This is a genomic window from Mesorhizobium sp. M00.F.Ca.ET.216.01.1.1, from assembly GCF_004010325.2.
Lineage (GTDB): Bacteria > Pseudomonadota > Alphaproteobacteria > Rhizobiales > Rhizobiaceae > Mesorhizobium.
In genome coordinates this window covers 1-333 of the sequence record NZ_SADR02000327.1, presented here as the reverse complement: position 1 = coordinate 333, position 333 = coordinate 1, and the positions used below count along the sequence as shown (strand labels likewise).

Annotated in this window: 1 protein-coding gene; it reads right to left on the bottom strand. The window is 51.1% G+C overall.

Annotated elements, in window-relative coordinates; all coding sequences use genetic code 11:
* Nucleotides 1-333 (bottom strand): hypothetical protein (locus EN859_RS38515; protein WP_210237774.1); only part of this gene is annotated, 333 nt, incomplete at both ends.

Sequence of the window (333 nt, the reverse complement as noted above, 5' to 3'; positions counted from 1 at the left end):
CTTTCTGACGGCCGCCGCCAAGGCCATTGAACGCTCAAAAATAATACGGTTAGCGCCATCGAGGCGTGCCTTCCCGGGCTTCGGTGTAAAAATAAAATGTTCGATCGTTCCCGTTGCAACATTCTTTATCGTCGGCGGTTTGAGAATTCCATCTGCGACAAGACTCTGAAGCAAAGCGAGTTCGCTGGCGTCGAGCTTGGTCCCGTTGACTTCCCCGGTTTTAAGAATTATGGATAGTGGCCAGCCCTGCGTGGACTTTACGATGCTGATGATCTTTTCGATTTTTTTTGCACTGCCAGCGGCTGCGAGGCTCGCGAGTGCGTCTAAATTATC